Origin of the sequence: Streptomyces sp. SS1-1 (genome assembly GCF_008973465.1) — a bacterium.
Taxonomy (GTDB): Bacteria; Actinomycetota; Actinomycetes; order Streptomycetales; family Streptomycetaceae; genus Streptomyces.
This window is the reverse complement of the sequence record NZ_WBXN01000004.1, coordinates 6,135,688-6,149,769: the sequence shown is the minus strand read 5'-3', so window position 1 is coordinate 6,149,769 and position 14,082 is coordinate 6,135,688. Positions and strand designations below refer to the sequence as shown.

At 71.6% G+C, this 14,082-nt stretch carries 8 protein-coding genes; 4 read left to right on the top strand and 4 right to left on the bottom strand.

Annotated elements, in window-relative coordinates; genetic code table 11:
* Nucleotides 1-3: 3 nt before the first annotated feature.
* Nucleotides 4-1,323 carry an ABC transporter substrate-binding protein gene (locus F8R89_RS29400; RefSeq protein ID WP_151786778.1) on the bottom strand — a complete coding sequence of 440 codons (1,320 nt, stop codon included), beginning with the start codon at nt 1,321-1,323 and terminating at the stop codon, nt 4-6.
* 206 nt (nt 1,324-1,529) lie between these two features.
* On the opposite strand from F8R89_RS29400, the gene F8R89_RS29395 reads away from it, so the two are divergent.
* Entirely contained in the window at nt 1,530-3,350 is a 1,821-nt protein-coding gene (locus tag F8R89_RS29395) for a coagulation factor 5/8 type domain-containing protein (RefSeq protein ID WP_151786777.1), read from the top strand.
* Nucleotides 3,351-3,453: 103 nt separating this feature from the next.
* Here the strand turns inward: F8R89_RS29395 and F8R89_RS29390 are convergent, their stop codons facing one another.
* The gene (locus F8R89_RS29390; protein WP_151786776.1) at nt 3,454-3,939 is read right to left on the bottom strand and encodes a CbrC family protein; all 486 of its coding nucleotides are present in this window, start codon (nt 3,937-3,939) and stop codon (nt 3,454-3,456) included.
* A gap of 171 nt (nt 3,940-4,110) precedes the next feature.
* Here F8R89_RS29390 and F8R89_RS29385 point away from each other — a divergent pair, with 171 nt between their 5' ends.
* Nucleotides 4,111-6,021, top strand: coding sequence for a TerD family protein (locus F8R89_RS29385; RefSeq protein WP_151786775.1), 1,911 nt, complete (start codon nt 4,111-4,113; stop codon nt 6,019-6,021).
* 71 nt (nt 6,022-6,092) lie between these two features.
* Here the strand turns inward: F8R89_RS29385 and fusA are convergent, their stop codons facing one another.
* Nucleotides 6,093-8,168, bottom strand: coding sequence for an elongation factor G (fusA, locus tag F8R89_RS29380; RefSeq protein ID WP_151786774.1), 2,076 nt, complete (start codon nt 8,166-8,168; stop codon nt 6,093-6,095).
* A 605-nt stretch (nt 8,169-8,773) separates the two neighbouring features.
* Here fusA and F8R89_RS29375 point away from each other — a divergent pair.
* Nucleotides 8,774-10,183, top strand: coding sequence for an MFS transporter (locus tag F8R89_RS29375; RefSeq protein WP_151786773.1), 1,410 nt, complete (start codon nt 8,774-8,776; stop codon nt 10,181-10,183).
* Nucleotides 10,184-10,344: 161 nt separating this feature from the next.
* A complete protein-coding gene (locus F8R89_RS29370) occupies nt 10,345-11,223 on the top strand; it encodes an ABC transporter substrate-binding protein (protein ID WP_225994529.1) in 879 nt (292 codons plus the stop codon).
* A gap of 18 nt (nt 11,224-11,241) precedes the next feature.
* Here F8R89_RS29370 and F8R89_RS29365 read toward each other — a convergent pair whose 3' ends face one another.
* Nucleotides 11,242-14,043, bottom strand: a complete 2,802-nt coding sequence (locus F8R89_RS29365; protein WP_151786771.1) for a SpoIIE family protein phosphatase/ATP-binding protein — start codon at nt 14,041-14,043, stop codon at nt 11,242-11,244.
* Between the last annotated feature and the right edge of the window lie 39 nt (nt 14,044-14,082).

Here is a 14,082-nt window from a genome sequence, read left to right as displayed (position 1 = left end):
TGCTCACTTCGCCGGCATCTGCTGCTGGGCCTTCTCGAGGGCGGCCTTCACCGAGTCCTCCGTGACCTTGCGTCCGGCGGCCGCGTCGGCGAACAGTCCCTTGATGGCCGTGCCGACGGCGGTCTCGAACTGCGACTCGTCGGCGACCTGCGGGGCGGCGACGGCGCTCTTGGCGAGGGTGTCCTTGAGGACGGCGTTCGCCGGGGTGTTGAAGGCGGCGTCGGCCTGGGCGCCCTTGACGGGCGGTATGGAGCTGTAGGCCTCGTTGAGGATCTTCTGCTCGGCGTCGCTCGTCATGAACTTCACGAACTTCGTGGCGCCGTCGATGTTGTCGGTGTTCTTGAAGACGGCCATGTTGATGCCCATGACCATGGAGTTGACGCCGGTACCGGTGCCGGGGGCGCCGGACTGGACGGGCACCGGGGCGATGCCGTAGTCGTCCTCGCTCATGCCCTGGGACTTGAGGTTGGCGGAGGCCGACTGCCACAGCAGCATGGCCGTCTTGCCCTTGGCGAAGTCGCTGACGGACTGGTTCTGGGCGTACTCGGCGTTGCCGGGCGCGACGATCTTGTCCTTGGCCATCAGGTCGACGAACCGCTTGACGCCGGCGACGGCCTTGTCGGAGGTGAAGTCGGGCTTGCCGTCGGCGGTGAAGAAGTCGGCGCCGTGCTGCTTGGCGAAGACGACGGCGTGGTGGATGTTCTCGGAGGGGTTGGAGCCCTCGACGCCGAGCGCCCACTTGCCGTCGCCGGTGAGCTTCTTGCCGTCGGCGACGAGTTGGTCCCAGGTGGCCGGCGGCTTCGCGATGCCGGCGTCGGCGAACGCCTTCTTGTTGTAGTAGAGCGCGTACGCCATCGAGTACAGCGGGACGGCGGCCGGGTCCTTGCCCTCGGCGCCGGTGGAGCCGAGCGCGGAGTCGACGAAGCGGTCCTTGCCGCCGATCTTGTCGAACTGCGCCTTGTCCCAGGGGAGCAGGGCGCCGGTGGCCTGGAGCGAGGCGGACCAGGTGTTGCCGATGTTGAGCACGTCCGGGCCCTGGCCGGAGGTGGTGGCGGTGAGGATGCGGTTGAGCAGGTCGGACCAGGGCACGACCTCCAGCTTCACCTCGATGCCGGTCTCCTTCTCGAACTTGTCGAGTTCGGGCTGGAGGACCTTCTTGTCGACCTCGATGCTGGCGCCCTGGTTCGAGGCCCAGTAGGTGAGGGTCTTCGGGGAGTCGTTCGACCCCCCGCCGTCCGTCGACGAACCGCCTCCGCAGGCCGTGGCGGCCAGGGCGAGAGACATGGTGACGGCAGCTACGGCCGCGGCTCGCGTTGTGCGCATGGCTCCGGTGTCCCTTCCGGGGGTACTGCTGCTTAATTTAGAGCGTGAGTTAAGCCCCTGGGCGGGACGGCGTCAAGGCTTTGGACGCACTTCCCGGACTCTTGTCCAACCCCTTGACCTTTTCATTTCGCGGTTGAACCATTCAGCGGCAAGAGAGCGCTCCCAGACCCCACTTCGTTCACTTCCTGAACCAGGAGAGCCGCCCCATGCCTGACCCCTCCCCGTCCGCCGCCAGGCGAGACGCGCAGCCCGACTCCCGTCCCACGGTGGGCCGCCGCACCCTGCTGGGCGCCGCCGCCGCGGCCACCGCCGCACCCGTGGTACTGGGTGCGGCGGCCCGCGCCTCCGCCGCGCCGGCGCCCTGCGGCAAGCCGCGCGCCCTGCCCGGCGGTGGCGACCTCGGCCCGAACGTCCTCGTCTTCGACCCGTCGACCCCCGGCATCCAGGCCCGCCTCGACGAGGTGTTCCGGCAGCAGGAGTCCGCCCAGTTCGGCACCGGCCGCTACGCCCTGCTGTTCAAGCCCGGCACCTATCACGGCCTCAACGCCCAGCTCGGCTTCTACACCTCCATCGCGGGCCTCGGCCTCTCCCCCGACGACACCACCATCAACGGGGACGTCACCGTCGACGCCGGCTGGTTCGACGGCAACGCGACGCAGAACTTCTGGCGTTCGGCGGAGAACCTCGCCCTGGTGCCGGCCGACGGCACCAACCGCTGGGCGGTCGCACAGGCGGCACCGTTCCGCCGGATGCACGTCCGCGGCGGCCTCAACCTCGCCCCCAGCGGCTACGGTTGGGCCAGCGGCGGCTATATCGCGGACAGCCGGATCGACGGCCAGATCGGGCCCTACTCGCAGCAGCAGTGGTACACCCGCGACAGCGCGATCGGCAGCTGGCTCAACGGCGTCTGGAACATGGTGTTCTCGGGTGTCGAGGGTGCGCCCGCGCAGAGCTTCCCCGACCCGCCGTACACCACCCTGACCACCACACCGGTCTCCCGCGAGAAGCCGTTCCTGTACCTCCAGGGCAGCGAGTACCGGGTCTTCCTCCCCGAGAAGCGCACGAACGCACGGGGGGTGACCTGGGGCAACGGCACCCCGCGCGGCACGTCACTGCCGCTCACCCGCTTCTACGTGGCCCGCCCCGGCGTGACGGCGGCGACGCTCAACCAGGCGTTGGAGCAGGGCCTGCACCTCCTCCTGACCCCCGGCATCTACCACCTGTCGGAGCCCCTGCGGATCAACCGGGCGAACACGGTCGTCCTCGGCCTCGGCTACGCGACCCTCATCCCCGACGGCGGCGTGACGGCGGTCAAGGTCGCCGACGTGGACGGGGTGCGACTCGCGGGTTTCCTCGTGGACGCGGGACCGGTCAACTCCCCGACCCTGCTGGAGATAGGCCCGCGCGGCGCCTCCCGCGACCACTCCGCGAACCCGACCACCGTCCAGGACGTGTTCATCCGCATCGGCGGCGCGGGCCCCGGCAAGGCCACCACCAGCATGGTGATCAACAACCGGCACACGATCATCGACCACACGTGGGTGTGGCGCGCCGACCACGGCGACGGCGTCGGCTGGGAGACCAACCGGGCCGACTACGGCGTGGTCGTCAACGGCGACGACGTCCTGGCGACAGGCCTGTTCGTGGAGCACTTCAACAAGTACGACGTGCAGTGGTTCGGCCAGCGGGGCCGCACGATCTTCTTCCAGAACGAGAAGGCGTACGACGCCCCGAACCAGGCTGCCATCCAGAACGGCTCGGTCAAGGGCTACGCCGCCTACCGGGTCGGTGACGCGGTGACCTCGCACGAGGGCTGGGGCCTGGGCAGTTACTGCTACTACAACGTCGACCCGACGATCGTCCAGCACCACGGCTTCGCCGCCCCGACCCGCCCGAACGTCCGCTTCCACAACCTCCTGGTGGTCTCCCTGGGCGGCCAGGGCCAGTACGAACACGTCATCAACGACACGGGCGCCCCGACGTCGGGGACGTCCACGGTGCCGTCGACGGTGGTGTCGTATCCCTGACCGGCGGAGGTGACCCGCTGCCGGCGGGCGCCGGTACACCCGGAACTCGCGATGTGGTCGGAAGGCGACCACATCGCGGGCTCCGGCTACCGGCACAGGCGGCTCAGGAGGCGTCCACGTAGGCGAGGTGGGTTCCACAGCGGGTGCGGCGGAAGAGCATGGCGGTCGCGCCCTGGCCCATGCCGGCCAAGGGTTGCAGCTGGTCGAGGACTTCGGGATGCTCCGCCAGCCGGGCGTATCCGGCTTCGCCCACGAAGGCGGCCGCGTCCCCGCAGTGGACGAGCCAGTGCGGATCCTGCCAGGCGCGAAATCCAGGGGTGCGCCGGGTGACCTCATGCAGGACGGCCTCACCGACACCCTCGAGCCCATAGGAGTCCGAGAATTCGCCCGCGAACCGCTCGGCCGCGCTTCCATCCGCGATGCACCACGGGCAGAAACTCCCCCCGACGTCCTGAACGGAGTAGAAGGGACCTGCGTAGATCCACCCTCTGTCCCGCTCGCAGCAGACGCATGTCTCGGTGGCCGCGCGGACGGCACCCGTCGTCAACGGATCCGGGTGATAACGGAACAAGGGCAGGCTGCCACTCATCGCGCTCCGTCGGTGGTTCCCACTGATCCCATGGAGAGCAGTCTGGCCTGCGGCCATGCCGTCGATCAAACGCTTGCTGCGTTCGGCCACGGCACAGCCGGCGACCCCGTTGGGAAGGAAAATAGCGATCTAGGTTGAATGGAGACCGTATATCGGATCATCCTGGCCCCCATGAGTCTCGCTTCTCCCTTCCTGGACGTTTCGGCCGCGCGTGATGACGCCTATGACTGGGCCCTGGTCGATGTCGAGACCTCGGGACTCGTGGCCCGGCGGGACCGTGTGCTGTCCGTCGCGGTGATCACGCTCGGTCCGGACGGTGAGCAGACCGGGGAGTTCTCGACGCTCCTCAACCCCGGCTGCGATCCCGGGCCGGTCGATGTCCACGGACTCACCTCCGAGCGGCTGAAAGGCGCGCCCACCTTCGACCAGGTGGCCGGACGGATCGGCGCGATGCTCCAGGACCGTGTTCTGGTGGCCCACAACGCCCAGTTCGACTACGACTTCCTCGCCCACGAGTTCGCCCGGGCACGGATGTGGCTGCCGGTGTCGCAGCGACTGTGCACCCTGGCTCTGAACCGCCAGGTGGACCCGCCCACGGACGACATGAAGCTGGGCACGCTCGCCGCCCACTACGGCATCCCCCAGCAGCGGGCGCACGACGCGCTGGACGACACCCGCGTACTCGCCGGCGTCCTGCGGGCCTCACTGCGCGAAGCGGCCCGGCTGGATCTGCCCCTGCCCCTGGTGACCTGCCCACCCCGGGCGGAATCCCAGTTCACCCCGAGTCCGCCGAAGACCCCCTGCGCCTACCGCAATCCGGGACGTCTGGCACCCGGCGGGCCGCTCCGGCAGGGCATGAAGGTCGCGATCACCGGCGACACCGCTCACGCCCGGGCGGAGTTGGTCGGCCGGGCGGTGGCCGCCGGGCTGAACATGATGACCTCCGTCAGCCGGCACACCAGCGTGCTGGTCACCAACGACACGGCGTCCCGTTCGACGAAAGCCCGGCGGGCCGTTGCCGAAGGCGTACCCGTCATCGACGAGCAGACCTTCCTGCGGCTGCTGACCGACGTAAGGCCGGGAACAGCACATGAGGTGCCGGCCGCCAGGACCGTCCCGGTGGCCGCCGAGCCCGAAGCAGAACAGATCGAGCCCGTGAAGCCGGCGCCCACCGCGGCCCCGGTAGCGCCCACTCCGGAGGCGACGGCCGTCCCCGAGCCCTCCCCTCCTGTATCGGTCCCGTCGCCGCGGCGACCGGTGCCCGTCACCGACACCGTGGACAAGCCGCTGTCCGGGCGGCGGGTGCTGGTACTCGGAGGCGTCCATGCCGATGCCGCGGCAGCTCGTCTTCGCGTCGTGGAGCTGGGCGGCTCCGCGGCGATCAACCTGTCCGCCAGCGTCACCGACGTCGTCCTCCTGTCCGGAGGGGAACGCGACCGGCGCATAAAGCGCATCACCGCTCTCGAACTTCCCGTGCACGACCTCCACTGGCTGACGTCTCCGACCACCACGGATCGGCAGCCGTCGACGCTCCGGGCCCAGGAGCCGCACGTGATGCCGAGGGGCGGCGTCATCGACCTGCCCGTGCCGCACAGTGGGCCCACGCCGGAGTGGTACGTGACCGCCGGCTGGGCCCCCCGGCCCGACTGCGAGATCGACGTCGTCGCCTTCCTCCTCGACGAGGACGAACAGGTCGGCTTCGACGAGGACTTCATCTTCTACGGAGCCCCGGAGAACCCGGCCGGAACGGCGCGCCTGCTGACCGGTGGTCCGGCCGAACAGACCATCGCCCTGAACCTGGCGTCCCTGCCACCCTCGACACGGAAGATCGTCGTCGCCGCGGCCATCGACGGCGCCACCACGTTCGGGACCGTCGGCGCCGTCCAGATCGGTGCGGCCCCCGGCAGCAGTGGCGCACCCTTCGCCCGGGCCACCCTCGACGCCGCCACCACCGAGCGCACGATGCTGCTCGCGGAGATCTACCGCCGGGGGCCACTGTGGCGCCTGCGTGCCGTCGGTCAGGGCTACGACCACGGCCTCGACGCCCTCGCACGGGGGTACGGGGTCGACGTCGCCGACTGAACGACCCCGTCCTCTTGCCGAAGCAGCAAGTGCGGCCCCACCCCGAGTACGAGGTGAGGCCGCCCCCTCCCTCACCCGGCGGACGGTGCCGTCGGGGCCGGGGCGTAGCCCGTCGGGCGGGTGGTGAAGGTGCCTCGGCCCTGGGTGCGGCTGCGCAACCGGGTCGCGTAGCCGAACAGTTCGGCCAGGGGCACCGTCGCCGTGACGACCGCCGCGCCCGCCCGGGTGACCGAACCCGAGACGCGGCCGCGGCGTGCCGCCAGGTCGCCGAGGACGGTGCCGACGGCGTCCTCCGGCACGGTGACGGTCACCTCGGCGACCGGCTCCAGCAGGACCATCGCGCAGGAGCGCAGGGCGTCGCGCAGCCCGAGGCGGCCGGCGGTGCGGAACGCGGTGTCGGACGAGTCCTTCACATGCGTCGCCCCGTCGGTGAGGGTGACGCGCACCCCCGTCACCTGGTGCCCGCCGAGCGGCCCCTCGCCGAGGGCGTCGCGGCAGCCTGCCTCCACGGCACGGACGTACTCCTGCGGCACCCGCCCGCCGACCACGGCCGAGCGGAACTCGAAGCCGGAACCCGCCTCCAGCGGCTCGACGTCGAGCACGACGTGCGCGAACTGGCCCGCGCCGCCGTCCTGTTTGACGTGCCGGAAGACGAAGCCGCGCACGCCGCTGCCGACGGTCTCGCGGTACGACACCCTCGGCCGTCCGACGGCGACGTCCAGGCCGGTCTCGCGCCTGATCCTCTCCACCGCGACCTCCAGATGCAGTTCGCCCATCCCGGACAGCAGCGTCTGCCCGGTCTCCGCGTCGGTGCGCACGACCAGCGACGGGTCCTCCTCGGCGAGCCGGGCCAGCGCGGCGGCCAGCCGGTCCGTGTCGGTGGACCTGCGTGCCTCCACGGCGACCGACACCACCGGCTCGGCCACACCGGGGGGTTCCAGGACGAGGGGGGCGTCCGGCGCGCACAGCGTGGCGCCCGCGCTGGCCGACTTCAGGCCGACGACGGCGACGATGTCCCCGGCGACCGCCTCGTCGACCTGCGCGTGCCGGTCGGCCTGCACCCGCAGGATCCGCCCGATCCGCTCGGTGCGCCCGGCGCCCGTGTCCAGCACGGTGTCCCCCTTCCCGATCGTTCCCGAATACACCCGTACGTAGGTCAGCCGGCCGGTCGGCGTGGCGCTCACCTTGAACGCGAGCCCGGCGAAGGGCGCGCCGGGGTCGGCCGGACGCCGTTCGTCCGGGTCCTGCGCGTCGTGGACCGGCGGTACGTCCAGCGGCGACGGCAGGTACGCCACCACCGCGTCGAGCAGCGGCTCCACACCGCGGTCGCGGTACGCCGAGCCGCACAGCACGACGACGCCCTCCCCGGTGCGGGTGACCTCCCGCAGCGCGGCCGTCAGCGTCCCGGGCGACACGGTCCCCCGCGCACAGAACTCCTCCAGCGCCTCGGCGTGCAGCTCGGCCACGGCCTCCTCCAGCAGACGCCGGCGCCGCAGGGCCTCCGCCCGCAGTTCCTCCGGCACGTCCCCGGCCGTGCGGGTGCCGTCGTCGGCCCAGACCAGCGCCCGCATCCGTACGAGGTCGACGACCCCGCGGAAGCCGTCCTCCGTGCCGATCGGCAGCTGCACGGCCAGCGGCACCGGGTGCAGCCGTTCCCGGATCGACGCCACGGCCCGGTCGAGGTCCGCGCCCGCGCGGTCCAGCTTGTTGACGAAGGCGATCCTCGGCACGCCGTGCCGGTCCGCCTGCCGCCACACCGACTCGCTCTGCGGCTCGACGCCCGCGACGGCGTCGAACACGGCGACCGCGCCGTCGAGCACGCGCAGCGCCCGCTCGACCTCGTCGGCGAAGTCGACGTGGCCGGGGGTGTCGATGAGGTTGACGCGATGCCCGTCCCAGTCGCAGCTCACGGCGGCGGCGAAGATCGTGATGCCCCGGTCGCGCTCCTGCGGGTCGAAGTCGGTGACGGTCGTGCCGTCGTGGACCTCGCCCCGCTTGTGGGTGGCGCCGGTGGCGTACAGGATCCGCTCGGTGACGGTGGTCTTGCCGGCGTCGACGTGGGCGAGGACGCCGAGGTTGCGGACGGCGGCGAGGGCCTGGGCAGGGGTGTGGGACGGCCTGTGGTGGAAGTGGGTGTGCGTGCGCACGGCCGGGGGCCTTTCGGATGGTCCGGAAGAGGGCGGCGCGATGTCCCGGCGCACGGCAGCGCGGGCCCACGGCAGGCGGGGGCGCTGGGTCAGACGTGCGTCACGGGGTCCGGTGCCGGGCGCGCAGCGGGCACCGGGCGGCCGGGGACACCAGGATCACCTCGGCCCGGCGGGACCGGGAACGGGAGCGGGACCGGGAACGGGAACGGGAAAGGGGCGCGGCGGTGGCGGTGTGCGCACGCACGGCCTGTCTCCCCTCGTCGTCGGTCGTGACGGCGCCGCCCGTCGCGGGCGGCGTCCTGCGGCGAGTCTAGGGAGCGCCGCTCGCCCCGTGCCACGGGTTTTCGCCGAGGCGCGGGCCTGGCTTCCCGGCCCGACAGCAACCCCAGTTCCCGCCTGACAGGAGCCCCGGCTGTCGGCCCGACAGCAGCCCAGCAACCGCACAGCCGTCTCACATCACGAGATCAGCTTCCTGCTGCATGAGATGTCTGAGAGTCTTCGATCTACCTGCACTGTGCACCTATCCCCATGACGGGGGCCGAGTGCCGCCGTGCGGGTCCGTCGGCACGCGCCGCCGCGACCGTCCCCCCTCGAAAGACCGAGAGATGTCCGCACCCACCAGCAGTCCCGCAGGCACCCCCGTCAATTCGCGGTCCCGCGTCCTCGTCGCCAGCCTCATCGGGACGACGATCGAGTTCTACGACTTCTACATCTACGCGACCGCGGCCGTCCTGGTGTTCCCGAAGCTGTTCTTCCCGAGCAGCGACCCGACCACGGCCCTGCTGTCGTCGTTCGCCGTGTTCGGCGCGGCGATGGTCGCGCGCCCGATCGGCGCCGTCGTCTTCGGACACCTCGGTGACCGCCTGGGCCGCAAGGGCACGCTGGTGACCTCGCTGCTCACCATGGGCATCGCCACCTTCCTCATCGGCGTGCTGCCCACCTACGCGCAGGCCGGCTGGGTCGCCACCGCACTGCTGGTGCTGATGCGCCTGGCGCAGGGCTTCGCGCTCGGCGGCGAGTGGAGCGGCGCGGCGCTGGTCGCGACGGAGAACGCCCCGAGCGGCAAACGCGCGCTGTTCGGCACGTTCCCGCAGTTGGGGGCGCCGCTCGGCTTCATCATCGGCAACGGGCTGTTCCTGATCATGGGCGCCCTGATGCCGTCCGCGGCGGGCGCCGACCCGTCCCAGCCCTCGGACGCCTTCCTGAGCTGGGGATGGCGGGTGCCGTTCCTCTTCTCGGCCGTGATGGTCGCGATCGGCCTGTGGGTGCGGATGCGCCTGGTCGAGTCGCCGGTGTTCGCGAAGACCCGGGAGGCCGGGCTGGTGCGCAAGCTGCCGCTGGCGGCCGTGGCCCGCACCCACTGGAAGCAGCTGATCCTCGGCACCTTCTTCATGCTGGCGACGTACGTGCTCTTCTACCTGATGACCACGTTCTCGCTGAGCTACGGCCGGACCGCGACGGACGCCGCCGTGCCCGGACTGGGCTACAGCTACACCACCTTCGTACTGATGATGATCTTCGGAGTACTGTTCTTCGCGGTGTTCACCCTGGTCTCCGGCCCGCTCGCCGACCGCTACGGCCGCCGCACCACCCTGGCCTGGGTCACCGCGGGCATCGTCGTCTTCGGGCTGGTGTGGGTGCCGCTGATCGGCCTGGGCACGCTCGGCGTGGTGCTGTGGCTGGTGCTCGGCTTCACCCTGATGGGCATGACGTTCGGCCCGATGGGCGCGCTGCTGCCGGAGCTGTTCCCGACGAGCATGCGCTACACCGGGTCCGGCATCTCGTACAACGTCAGTTCGATCCTCGGCGCCGCGGTCGCCCCGTTCATCGCGGTGGCCCTGTGGGAGGCGGGCGACGGCTCGCCGTGGCTGGTCGGCGTCTACCTGTCCTCGATGGCGGTGCTGACGCTGATCGCCCTGCTGGTGGGCAAGGAGACGAAGGACGTGCGGCTGGAGGAGGACGAGTCCGCGACGGCTCCCGCCCCCGAAGAGGTCGCCGCCACCGCCGCCCGCTGAACCCACCTCGCACCGAACGCCGCCGAGGCCCCCACGTCCGTCACCGGGCCGGGGGCCTCGGCGCGCGTCCGCCATGGCACCCCTGTGGCTCGCCCCCGTACAGCCCCGCCCTGGTTGATTTATGGTGATTCCAGCAGTTTGCCCCTACCGGAGGTGCAATGATGCGCGCCGCGGCAGCGATCGTCTCTCTGGCTGTCAGCGGGGCGCTCATCGTCGTGACCTCGGCCTGCGACCAGGACGGGTCGAAGGCGTCGAAGGTCCGCTACGGCGACTGCGACGTCTCGGGGCGGCACGGCGAGTTCCATCTGACCCCGGAGACGGCCGGGGCCCTCACGGTCAAGACGACCCTGCCGGCGCCGGGCTGGTGGAACGGTGACACGCCGGACTCCGTCAAGAGCGGCTACGAGTACTGCATGGCCGCCAACATCGCCTACCGCTCCGGACTCGACCGGGTCGACGTGAAGAACGCCCCGTTCCCGGAGGTCGTGTCCGGCCGGACCGAGGACTTCGACCTGGCCCTGGCCCAGATCACGATCACACCGGAACGCAGCAAGGTCGCCGAGTTCTCCCCGCCCTACCTCTCCTCCACCCTCGGCCTGCTGATCAGGGACGGTGAGCGGATCGACGAGGACAACATCAGCGATGTACGCATCGGGGTCGCCGAGGGCACCACGGGCGAGCAGTTCGTGGAGGACCGCATCAAGCCGGTCAAGCCGGTCACGGCCTACGCCAACGACCCCGAGATGATCAGGGCACTGGAGGACGGCCGGATCGACGCGGTCGTCCATGACACGACGATCCTGCTGCCGTACGCCCAGAAGGAGGGCAGCCAGGTGAGCCTCGTCGGCCAGTACCGCACCGACCAGGGCTACGGCGCCCTCTACCCGATGGGCTCGCGCAACCGGGCCGAACTGGACCGGGTGATCAGGCAGCTCATCGACGACGGGACACTCGCCAAGCTGTCGGCCGTCTACCTCGGGGCCGCCTTCGGCCGGGACCCGGCCAAGATCCCGTTCCTCACGGTCGACGAAGGCTCCTGACCCCGGGTTCTCACCGCGTCACAGGTCGAGGAGGCCACTCAGGTCCCCGGTGGCCTCGCCGTCGAGCGCCAGCTCCGCCCAGATGATCTTGCCCCGGTCGGTGTACCGGGTCCCCCAGCGACGGGACATCTGCGCCACGAGGAACAGACCGCGACCCCCCTCGTCGGTGAAGGTGGCCCGGCGCAGATGCGGGGAGGTGCTGGTGCCGTCGGCGACCTCGCAGATCAGTCCGTCGTGGTCGCGCAGCAACCGCAGGCCGATGGGGCTCCGGCCGTACCGGATGGCGTTCGTCACCAGCTCGCTGAGGATCAGCTCGGTGGTGAAGGCGGCCTCGCCGAGCCCCCAGGACTCCAGCCTGCGGCCGGCCTCGGCACGGATCCGGGGGACGGCGGCGGGGTCGTCGGGCACGTCCCACTCCGCGACCTGGTCGGGGTCGAGCAGCCGGGTACGCGCGACGAGCAGGGCGACGTCGTCGCTCGGCTTGGTCCGCAGCATCGCGTCGAGCACGGCCTGGCACGTGGCGTCCAGGCTGGCGCCGTGCGTGGCGGCCAGCGCTTCCCGCAGCATGCCGAGCCCGACGTCGATGTCCCGGTCCCGGGCCTCGACCAGGCCGTCGGTGTAGAGGACCAGCCGGCTGCCGGCGGCCAGCCGGAGCTCGGCGGTCTCGACCGGCAGCCCCGCGCCCACGCCGAGCGGCGGGGCGACGGGGATGTCGGGGAAGGTCACGGCCCCGTCGGGCGAGACGAGCGCCGGTCCGGGGTGACCGGCCCGCGCGAGGACGCACAGTCCGGAGACCGGGTCGTAGACCGCGTACAGGCAGGTGGCCCCGGTGATGGCCTCGGTGTCGCCCTCGGCGGCCGCGTCATGGTCGATCCGGGCGATGAGGTCGTCCAGGTGGGCGAGGAGCTCGTCCGGCGGCAGGTCGAGCGCGGCGAAGTTGTGCACGGCGGTCCTGAGGCGGCCCATGGTCGCGGCGGCGTGGAGCCCGTGTCCGACGACGTCGCCCACGACGAGGGCCACGCGGGCGCCGGGCAGCGGGATGACGTCGTACCAGTCGCCGCCCACCCCGGCCTGCGCGGGCAGGTACCGGTGCCCGACCTCCAGCGCGGACAGCTCGGGGAGCGTGCCGGGCAGCAGGCTGCGCTGGAGGGTGACGGCCGTGGTGTGCTCGCGGGTGTAGCGGCGCGCGTTGTCGATGCAGACGGCGGCGCGGGTGGCTAGTTCCTCCGCCGGGGACAGGTCGTCGTCCTCGAAGGGGGCCTGCTCCGAGCGCCAGAACTGCACGACCCCCAGCAGCTGGCCCCGGGCCCGCAGCGGCACCGAGATCATGGAGTGCATCCCGTACACGATGAGCCGCCCCGCGCGTCCCGGGTCCTGGGCCTTCCAGCCGTCGGAGGCGGCGAGGTCGGCCACCAGGACCGGACGGCCGGTGGTGACCCCGGTGGTGACGGGGTTGCCGGGCTGGTAGCGGATCAGGGTGCCGACGGGCCGGAAGGGCGGGTCGTCCCGGATGCCCGCGACCGCGACGCGACGCATCTCCGTGCTCGCGCCGGTGGGCTCGTCGCCGTGCAGCACGGACTTCACGAGTTCGACGGTGGCGAAGTCGGCGAAGCGTGGGACGGTGACCTCGGTCAGCTCCTCGGCGGTGCGTCCGATGTCGAGGGTGGTGCCGATCCGGGTGCCGGCCTCGTAGAGCAGTTGCAGGCGCCCGCCCGCCACGTCGGCGCGGCCGGCGAGCGCGCGCAGCTCGGTGGTGTCCCGCAGGGTGGCCACGCAGCCCGCGCGAGGGCCCACGGGTCGTACGTTGACCGCGAGCAGGGTGTCGCCGGCCAGGAAGACGAGGTCTGTGACGGCCCGGCCCGATCGCAGCAGGTCGGCCAGGGCCGGGCTCAGACCGAGTTCGCCGACGCGTCTGCCCTCGGCGTCCGCGGGCAGGGCGAGCAGCCGGCGTGCCTCGTCGTTGGCCAGCAGCAGTCCGCCGTCGCCGTCGAGGATGAGCACACCTTCGCGGACGGCGTGCAGCACGGCGTCGTGGTGCTCGTACATCCGGGTCATCTCGACGGGCCCGAGGCCCCGGGTCTGCCGCCGCAGACGCCCGCTGACCAGCGCGGATCCACCCGCGGCCAGCAGCAGCGCGACACCGCCGGCGGCGAAGATCACGGGCAGCTGCTCCTGCACGACCCCGGTCACCTTGTCGACCGTGACGCCCACGGTGACGAGGCCGACGGCGTCGCCCTTGTCGTTGAAGACGGCCACCGTCGAGTCGACGGCCTTCCCCAGGCTGCTGTCGAAGGTGGTCTGGTGGGGCTCGCCCTCGAGCGCGTTGCCGTAGGAGGTGGAGACGTGCTTGCCGATCTGGTCCTTGTCGGGGTGGGTCCACCGGAAGCCGTACGGGCTCAGCGCCACGACGTAGTCGACGCCGGTCTTCTTGCGCACCGCCTCGGCGTGGGGCTGCAGCTCGGCCGTCGGGTCGTCGCTCTCCATGGCGTCGGCGGTGCCCCGGGCGTTCGCGAACGCCTCGGCGGTCACCAGGGACCGGTCCTTGGCCTCCTGGAGGGCCCGGTTGCGGTCCTGGATCACGAGGGCCGTCACGGCGGTGGCGATGAGCAGCAGGACCACGACGAACTGGAGCAGGAAGACCTGACCGGCGACGCTGCGCGGCTTGCGCCACGACAGCAGGCGCCGGCCCGCCGATCGGTGCCGGGCCTTCGGGGTGGCCACCGGCACCCCACCCCCGTGCGGCACACGGCCGCCCCCGCCCTCCGGGGGCACACGGTCGCCCTGTCGGCGCGCTGGGGCGTATCGCCCTAGTTTGCCCATTTCCTCAGTATCAGTGAACGGGGAAGCGGGCGCGGCTCA